Source organism: Paraburkholderia sp. CNPSo 3272 (assembly GCF_024206495.1).
Lineage (GTDB): Bacteria > Pseudomonadota > Gammaproteobacteria > Burkholderiales > Burkholderiaceae > Paraburkholderia.
In genome coordinates, this window is the sequence record NZ_JAMBPQ010000063.1 from 20,562 (window position 1) to 28,972 (window position 8,411).

An 8,411-nucleotide genomic window follows, 5' to 3' on the forward strand; every position below is an offset into this window, starting at 1 on the left:
CTCATAAAGAGATAACGATTGCAGAGATCGAAAGTCAAGCTATTGGATCGATCGATCGTTACTCAAGCGTGCGTCAGCGCACAGACGACTCCCCGCCTCGCTGCGAGCCTGAAATCATCATTGCCTGTTATGACTTGCCTATGGTTCGCACACGGCCTTTGTTGACCCGCTTTCTCCTCTCCAATAGCCTATAGCCGGTTCAATTGACAGCGTTTCGCGAGCACCAACCGTGGTACGGCAGCGTTTTCCCCGTGCTGGGCCAAACCACTTTCGCCTGGAGCCATGACACATCGGCAGAGGCTAATCAATGAAGCAGGTTCGATCGCGCAGGGGCCTTGTCGATCTGGTCACGCTAGTCGTGGGTGGCGTGCTCTTTGTCTTGATGCTGGCCGGTTGCCTGGCGCTCTTGCAAAGCGGGAAGGCGACAAGCCGCACGGCGGCCGGCGAGCGCGCACACATAGCAGCCTCCGCTCCGGAAGGATCAGCGTTGACGAGTGCGCAGAATGCGCCGAGCGCGGGGGCCGAGGCGGCAATTCGTGTCACAGCGCCGGAGGTTTCGCTGTTTGGCCGCCATCTGCCAAGTGAAGCGCTCGTCATGGGCTGCGTCCTCCTGGCGGGGCTCACGGGCGGTTACCTGCAATACATGCGCGAGCGCTTCGACGAACTCGCGGCTTCCGCGCCAGAACCCTTGCAACGCGAAGAAGTTTCTGGTCTTGCGGTTCCGTACGGCATCAATCCCTTGATTACCTTCGCTTCACGATTACTCATGGGTTTGGGTGCCGCGAGCGTGTTCGGTTTATTCATCCCCCTTGCCATTGCTGAACCGCCAGGGCTCTCCATTTTCAACCCTTGGGGATTGCTGATCCTGGGCGTAGCGTCAGGCTACCTTTCACGGAATGTGTTCGGCGGTGTGGAGGGAAAATTCGAGCGCCTTCTTGCCGAAATACAGCGCGCAGGACAGATCGACTCGCGTTCCCCCGAATTCAGCGGCGCTGTCAAGCAAGGCGTTCTCGACGCATTGGCAACACCCGTGCCAATCAACTTCGAAGGCACGGTGCTGCTGGAAGTCACGGATTCCTCCGGCCGCAACTGTGTTTTCAACAGTGAGTCGGGGTCGTATGTCGAACTCGACCACGGTCACACTTACACCTTGCGCGCGCTCTTCGCGCCCGGTGCGCTGTGGACGGGGCGCCACTCCTCGCACATTCAGAATATTCATATCGATGGTGGCATCGAGGCGCAGCAGGTGCCGTTCGAGCTTCGGCTGGAGTTAGACTTTCTGCCCGACGTGCGACCATTGGAACGTTCCGTCACTGTCGAGCGGCAGTCGAAAGAGAGCGTCCCGTTCGAGCTGTGGATTCCGCGGAACGTCGACACCTATAAGTCGCCTGAGGAAACCGACGCGCAGACAAGCGCGCCCGAATTGGCGCTGTTCGTCTATCAGGCAAGTCTCTTCTGTGCCGTGGCCACGCTCCCGGTGCGGTGGACGAGTCTGCCGTGAAAGACGCCCCCAGGACCGACGTGCTGATTCATCTGGAGCCGCTACAGGCAGGCCGAGCGCTCTTGCGCTTCAAATTGCTGACCAGCGGCGCTACGAAGGACTTCGTTCTACACGATGTCGACCGGCGGATTCAAGCCATCAATGACGATCTGCCTCATCTGTTGCAGGAGTTCAGGATAGCCGTCTCGCCTCCAGGAACGGTTCAGCTCGATGCAGCGCGTATGACGAAGGCTTTCGACCGGCTCAAGTGGCTCGCGTACGGCATGCTGGACTTGTTGCTCGAACAGTCCGACTGCAGCCCGGCAAGGTTCGTGACGTCGCTGTCTGCGTTTCTGACGCCCGTCACCATTGCGTCGGGTAAGCGAAATGGTGCACCTCCCGTGATCGAGTTGAGCGCGGACGACGCCTTTCCTCTTGCGTGGCACCTACCGCTCGAACTCATTCCTCTAGTTCAATCGGCCGATGCGACCGCGCCCCGAAAGCCCGGCGCCGCGTCGCCGAACGACTTTCTCGCTTATCTCGGCATGTCGGCGGTCATCGTCAGGCGACGCCGCCCGGACGGCGAGGCGAGCCGGGAGAAAGCCAGCAAAACACCGCTTAGCGTCGTGGCATTTCGTGGGAACTCCGTACTACCTGGCATCGAGGCCCAACTTTCCTACTTTCGCAGCAAGACCGCACTCATCGATGCCCATACGCTCTGGCCTGGCGACGATCCGCCCGACGAATGCGATGCGGTCAGCGAACTCGCCGATATCCTCCTGCAGCCCCAAAAGAGTCGATCCGCTCCGGACAGCCCCCGCCCCGTCGTCCATTTCTGCTGTCACTACCGGGCCGGAGGTGCGGGCGCATTGGCAGAGCTCGAAGTGAGCGACGGCCTGGGCGTGCGTATCGTGGATCTACGCGGAGCGCTGGCGCAGCACGAGGTGCCGGACGCGACCGTGGCCGGTCTTCCGTTAGTTTTCCTAAACGCGTGTACGTCGGCAAGCTTGAACCCCCGCGACGACTCGCTGCTGCGCTTGCTGATTCGACGCGGCTACTGTCATGTGATTGGTGGAGAAACGCTGCTGCCTGACCGGATTGCGGGTGAGTTCGCCACGCGCGTGTACCGGGACGCGCTGCGGGGACGTCCTATCGGCATGGCGATCTGGCGAGCGCGGCGGTATCTGCTCGAGCGCTTCAACAACCCCGGCGGTTTGCTGTACACCCTGTACGGCAGCCCTGACATCCGGCTGCATTAACACGGCGCACGTTGCACATAAGGAGAGAAACCATGGCAAAGAAGAGCGGCATCGGCACCAAAAAGACGGATGATCGCGACGACATCACCGTCGTTGTCTATGAGAACCGGCTGGCATCGGCGCCTGCCGGAAAAGGCAAGCTCGCCACTGACGAGACGCTGGACGGCACCCGCGTTTTCGGTTGGGCTGAACGTCGAGCCAAGGTGCCACCCGAAAAGCTTCAGAGCAACCTGAAGTCGTTCCTCGCCTCGATGGAAACGGCAATCGACGGGGTCCCTCAAGTCCTCGCCGGTTACGCGCTCGACGAGATCGAGTTGTCGGTGGAAGTTGGCGCGGAGGGCGAGATCGGCTTGCTGGGAACAGGCGGAAAGCTCTCGGGAAAAGGAAGCATCTCACTCAAACTGAAACGAAAGGCGAGTCAAGGCTGAGCAACGTCGGTGACAGCCGCCATCGCCCGCGCTCCCGCCTGAGCGGCTAGCACCGCACCGGAAGCGCTCGCCTGGCTCGCCACCGATATTGCGCCGTTGCGCACGCACGGAGTGTGACGATGTTTTGACATTACAGATCGGCTGTCAACTGATAGAACGCCAAATGTCTGGATCCCCGACGGCCATCCGGACAGTTTTCCGTCTGGTGAAGGGTCTGCACGCTCCCTGTTCGCTCCGCTCACAGCCAAGCAGCGGGAGCGTGCGGATACTGCAATTTTCCGATGTGTCTACGATCTAGCTTTCATAAGAAATCTGTTTCTGTCCGCAAGCTCTTGCATCACCGCATCCGCTTCGGCTTTGATCTCCCGTCGCTGCTCGCTCGATAGCGCAGGGTCCAGTTCATGAGCTTCAATGTCGCGGAAGTACCACAGCTTCTTGATGTTCATCTCATTTGTGTTGCACTGAACTGCCAACCGGCGATTCTCAGCTTCAAGTTTCTTGATCCGGTCAACAGCTATCCAGAAGACGACCAACAGACCTGCCATATCAAGCCAATTAATATTCATGTGCCCTCTCCCCGGTTTTTGTTGTAGAAGACTGCCATCGGCTGTTTTCCGATCAGTTTCGACGCTTACTCGGTGTTGCCCGCTCATGCGGCAAGAGCCTAGGCTATTCCAAACACAAGGAACTTCGACACGATCCAAACGACGACGGCAATCGTCCATGTGTAGCTTCGCTTTCTACCCGCATTGAGAAAGTTCTGAGCGAGCGTAACATCACGACGGCGATAAGACCGACTGGAAGGCCTGACAACGATTGATACAGCTTAACCGTCCAAAAGCGGTCGAGTTGCTGTGTGACAGGCTGCAATGCGCCGCCGACAAAGGCGAAAACTAGCCACCACATCAGGTACTTCGGGAAACCAGAAAACAGTTTGTTTTTTTCGGTGATTGTCGACATGGCCTCTCGCCTTATCCTTTTTTTTCCTAGACTACGCTTCGTTGATGAAAAAGCGGTATGTCTATTCCGGCTTCAATGTGGCAGTTTGCACAGCACGATTAGCGCATCCCTATATGGCCCTGGGTTTTGTTCTAACCACTTGGGCCAACCACCGGCTAGCACATCCACGGGGGCGAGTTTCGTCCCGCTCCAGGCCATAGAGGTCAGCGTTGCCGCTTTGTACGTTTTGCAATCGATGATTGTGTAATCAAAGCTTCCGTATTCTTTCAGAGTCCCCTTTGGTGGGACATACGCGTAGATCCACGCCGTCATCGTATGGTCATCGTTGTCCTTAAACGGGCTATATGGTTTGTAGTAGATCGACATGGTGCGTCCGTCTCGCACAGTGCCCTCGGCGATCTGCATCCATTCACCGTTAAACGGTCCCTCGGTCGTGATTGTCATGGCGTTGGCAACCCCAGCGAACGCGAGCATTCCAGCAAATACGAGAGCTTTCGTCATTGTCGTTTTTGATCATTTTCGGCTGCCGGCCGTGCGGAGCGCTCTTGCGACAAGTGCTTTTCTTATTTTCTATTCAACTACTTTTTGCGCTTCAGCGCTTGCATCTGCCGTGCTCTTTACATTCGGTTTTCGCTTCAGCGCCTTTGCGGATTCGACAGTATCTCGGGCAATGTTTGAGAAGCGGCCGACCAGTTCTGGGGCAATACGAATAGCTTCCTTGAACACGTCGGACGACAGCAGTTCGTGCCATGGACTACCATGAGTTTCATGTTCGACGAATCGGAGAGGCTGTTCGTCCAATCTGGCAAGGGCCGACGCGAACAACTTCGTCTGAAATTCGGCATCAAGTTCGATTGCCTCACGCCTATATCCCTCATAAGCCTTCGAAATGGATGCCTTGTAGGCATAGTCCTCTGCTAAACGAAAGCGTTGGCCAATTTGCTTCGTAGCAATCCAGGCAAACCACACCGGCGCCCCGATCGACAACAGCGATACGACTACGCGGGTCAACACCACTGTCTGAGAGGTGGATTCCTGAATTGCCGCCAAGAGTTGATGGAACTGTTGCCCTCCAAAATACGCGCCTGCCCCAAGGGCGCCTAGTAATCCGACGATCCATGGCCACATAGACCAATTGAGTGACACTGCGCGATCGTGAAAAGCAGCACCGAGCCCAACTGCTGTTGATGCCCGCATCGCGCTATCACATTTTTCGATAATCCTTGCTGCTTCCGACGAGCGTGTATCCAAATCTTCTTTAGCCCTCTTTGCCGAGAAGAGCGCCAGCTCAATCTCAGAGCTATCTCGCTTAGCAGAATCCAGACGGGACTTGATTTCGCCACGCGCCTCTTGCAAAGCTTGCAGATCCGTCGGTAGCCGATCAGCTGCGTCGTAGGCACGAACGATTGTGTCCGCCATCTCTTGGAGCTTATCGAGCTTCGGCTCAAGATCATCGCATACTGCTGTCAGCGATCGAATCCTGCTTCTCAATGCTCGCAGCACTTTCCCATCGGCAGCGACATTCTCGGGCCCGGAAGACAAAGCTGGACGCAGGACACGTTCAAGGCTGTCCAATGTGAACAAGTATGCCGGAATTGCGTTCGCGGCGTTTCCGTTAAAAAGTTGCGGCGCAGTATGAGTCCTGAGAACTTGTAGACGCTGTTCATATTTCAAAAGGTCATCTTCGTCGGGAACGTCGTCGCGCCCCTGCGCCTCAATCAGATCGGCAAGCGCACTTGCGCGAGCGGCAAGTTCGTCACGGTCGATTGAGACAATCCCGAAGTTGTTGTTGTTAATGATGTTTGATGGACGTAGCTCGCTCGTGGTGGCTTTCACTGACTCGGCCAGTTGCCGTAGCTCCGTCAATATCTTTATCAACGTGGGGTGCAACATATCCAACGCATCTCCAATTTAAGTAGGCGACTACGGCTTCACGTTTTCAGCGGTTGGTCGATACAAGAAGTACCACTGGCCAGGCCCCCGAAATCCGTTTCAGTTCCTGCCCAACCCTTCTTTATCGGCATCTGCGCATGAGTCTGTAGATCCAAACGACGAACCTCGTCGAAATGTATGCAAAATGCATCAATAGGATAGGTCGATCGCAGCAACGGCTTCATATAGCTCTCGTTGCGATACATCCAAGTATGGGGCAACGTGATCGAGATGCGTTTTTACAAGTGCCAGATATCACAACCTATGCGGCGCGGTGGTTTGCAGATATGACTCTCATATTTCGAGCCGTGGCTAAGCGAGGATTTTGCGGATTGCAGAAGCGAAGCCAGCCGGGAACACCACCTGACCGCTGTCCGTCAAAACGCGGCCGATTTTGTCGATTTTCCAGGCCCAATGGTCCATCGTCTTGTCGGATATCGAAGCCGCGAGAGCCCTCCTTTCTTGCGCGGTCAGCTCCGCTCCATTGCCCACAACGGAAGGCGGTTCCTGCGCCGGATCGCCCAGCACGAGGATCGCTTTCTGGGCAGCGATATGCCGGGCCGCTAGCAGCTGGGCGCGCGTCGATTCAAGATCAGCAACGAGCAGATTGATTCGGGTTCGCAAGACGGGGTCCGATATTCCCTCCAGCAATTCCTCCGCCGCGGAGGCCTTGGCCGCTGACACCTTCTTTTTCCTGCCGCCCGCATGCTCCGCGAAGGCGGCAACGAGTGCTCGATATTTCTCGCCGGTCTTGTTCCGAAGCGCCGGGGCACTTGGCCCACCGCGCTCGGCCGACAACCTGCCGATCGTTGCAACGGAGTAGTCTGCGCTGCCACGACTCTTCTGCTCCTGGCAGATCGCACAAATCAAACGCAGCGAGGCTTCCGTGCGCGGGTGTACGTTTCGACAAAGCTCTTCGAGAAACGCAGTTGGTTCAGTCTTCGTCATAGTTACGCCGTTTTCCGAAGTTCGAGAAGTTGGCTTGAGGCCACCTTGTTGACGGACAACAATCGCTCAACTTCGTCCGTCATCCCCAGTTCATCAAGCAGAAGACGACCTTCGACCAGTGCGTTAGTGTCGGCCCGCCCGACACGCGCCATCAACAGTTCGACAAACTGGTTGCCCACTGCCAAAGCTTCGGCTTCCGATAGCGCGGCGAAGACGGCCGTCCGGCCATTGCGCGACAACAGAGCATCGAGCAAGCGCCCTCGCCGGAGATTAGCGACGAGCACGTTCTCGTTGGGGTAGACGTTCGCACGCTGGCAAACCGCGTCATATAGCTCGAACTCAGTACACTCTGCCAACGCCGCCCGCAAGTCAGCAAGCCCGCCACCCAGTACAAGAGCAAGTTTCTTGTCCTCCGCTTCACCCGCCGTCGACATGGCCACCTTGCAACGCTCTATGAGACGGTAATTTGCATGCCACGTGTGCGCAATAGAATCGACCTCGTCGAGGACGCGATCCCGCCGATCATAGGCAAGGCCAATCTTGTCGGACTGGTCCTGATCGCGCCCATCGAAGGCTGCTTCCTCCAATCGATAGATTTCTTTCTCAAGCGTGCGCAGTCGCTCTGCTGCTGTCGTCAATGACACACCAACGGCGTTGAAGCGGGCAACGAGCCCTGCGAGGAAAGCAGGCCCAGTTATGAAAAACCGGCAGCGAACACAATTCTTGGCGCCGCCCGGCACCGGCGAGTACAAGGGTTTACTCGCGGTGCTGTTCTGAACTTGCCCGCCCTGTTCGCAGCGAGTCCCGCCAACCGGGCAAATGCCAATATCGCCAACGATCCATGATCCTGGCGCGCTTTGTTCGAGGGCCGCTGCCCCCGCGCGGTCGTTCGAGATGACCAACGAGCTGGCATTCCTCACCTGTTCGTTTTGCAGAAACCTGAGGAAATTGCTGGTCTCCGCGCGTTGAACCTTTTGCTGCGCCTCGGCCAGAACCTCCGTAACGTGCGCGGCCCCCGGCTTGTTGTAATAGAGGGTCATCAGGATCGTCGCATGTCCGGCAACACACTTCGAAAGGATCTGTATCGGCACGCCACCCTCCGTGGCATACGCCGTGATGAGGGAGACCCGCAGGGTGTGCAAATCGTAGTTTGCCCGTAAGCGGCCAGCGATCCCGTGTTGACGAACGAGGTTAGGCGATTGTGGGTTTCGGTTGCCACCGATGCGGCAACAACGCGGCGATGTCGCTGGCCCTGTGCGTGGGCAGACGCGTGAGGATGTCCTTGAGATACGCGTGCGGGTCGTGCCCGTTGAGTTGTGCCGAGCGGATCAGGCTCATGATCGCAGCGCCACGCTGCCCCGCTCGCAGTGAACCTGCGAACAACCAATTGGCCCGACCGATGGC

11 protein-coding genes are annotated in these 8,411 nt (G+C 57.3%); 3 read left to right on the forward strand and 8 right to left on the reverse strand.

The window, feature by feature from the left end:
- The first annotated feature begins 307 nt into the window (after nt 1-307).
- The 3 genes from M3I53_RS36080 to M3I53_RS36090 are packed head-to-tail and all read left to right on the forward strand — an operon-like array spanning nt 308 to nt 3,167.
- Complete coding sequence (locus M3I53_RS36080) at nt 308-1,501, forward strand: hypothetical protein (RefSeq protein ID WP_254320549.1); 1,194 nt, start codon at nt 308-310, stop codon at nt 1,499-1,501.
- Nucleotides 1,498-2,739, forward strand: a complete 1,242-nt coding sequence (locus tag M3I53_RS38535) for a CHAT domain-containing protein (protein ID WP_254320550.1) — start codon at nt 1,498-1,500, stop codon at nt 2,737-2,739. The genes M3I53_RS36080 and M3I53_RS38535 overlap by 4 nt, the downstream gene beginning before the upstream one ends.
- A 32-nt stretch (nt 2,740-2,771) precedes the next feature.
- On the forward strand, nt 2,772-3,167 hold the full coding sequence (locus M3I53_RS36090; RefSeq protein WP_254320551.1) for a hypothetical protein: 396 nt from the start codon (nt 2,772-2,774) through the stop codon (nt 3,165-3,167).
- A 287-nt stretch (nt 3,168-3,454) separates the two neighbouring features.
- Here M3I53_RS36090 and M3I53_RS36095 read toward each other — a convergent pair whose 3' ends face one another.
- The 8 genes from M3I53_RS36095 to M3I53_RS36130 form a co-directional block, all read right to left on the reverse strand.
- Nucleotides 3,455-3,733: a hypothetical protein gene (locus M3I53_RS36095; RefSeq protein ID WP_254320552.1), complete on the reverse strand. Its 279-nt coding sequence runs from the start codon at nt 3,731-3,733 to the stop codon at nt 3,455-3,457.
- Between the two features lie 103 nt (nt 3,734-3,836).
- Nucleotides 3,837-4,127, reverse strand: a complete 291-nt coding sequence (locus M3I53_RS36100) for a hypothetical protein (RefSeq protein WP_254320553.1) — start codon at nt 4,125-4,127, stop codon at nt 3,837-3,839.
- Between the two features lie 72 nt (nt 4,128-4,199).
- A complete protein-coding gene (locus tag M3I53_RS36105) occupies nt 4,200-4,628 on the reverse strand; it encodes a hypothetical protein (RefSeq protein WP_254320554.1) in 429 nt (142 codons plus the stop codon).
- 69 nt (nt 4,629-4,697) lie between these two features.
- Nucleotides 4,698-6,020 carry a hypothetical protein gene (locus M3I53_RS36110; RefSeq protein ID WP_254320555.1) on the reverse strand — a complete coding sequence of 441 codons (1,323 nt, stop codon included), beginning with the start codon at nt 6,018-6,020 and terminating at the stop codon, nt 4,698-4,700.
- 38 nt (nt 6,021-6,058) lie between these two features.
- Nucleotides 6,059-6,244, reverse strand: coding sequence for a hypothetical protein (locus M3I53_RS36115; protein ID WP_254320556.1), 186 nt, complete (start codon nt 6,242-6,244; stop codon nt 6,059-6,061).
- Between the two features lie 127 nt (nt 6,245-6,371).
- Nucleotides 6,372-7,007: a gamma-mobile-trio protein GmtX gene (gene gmtX / locus M3I53_RS36120; RefSeq protein ID WP_254320557.1), complete on the reverse strand. Its 636-nt coding sequence runs from the start codon at nt 7,005-7,007 to the stop codon at nt 6,372-6,374.
- A 2-nt stretch (nt 7,008-7,009) separates the two neighbouring features.
- Nucleotides 7,010-8,098, reverse strand: a complete 1,089-nt coding sequence (locus M3I53_RS36125; protein ID WP_254320558.1) for a hypothetical protein — start codon at nt 8,096-8,098, stop codon at nt 7,010-7,012.
- A gap of 100 nt (nt 8,099-8,198) precedes the next feature.
- Nucleotides 8,199-8,411, reverse strand: a 213-nt coding sequence (locus tag M3I53_RS36130; protein ID WP_254318348.1) for a transposase domain-containing protein, incomplete at its 5' end; no start/stop codon positions are given.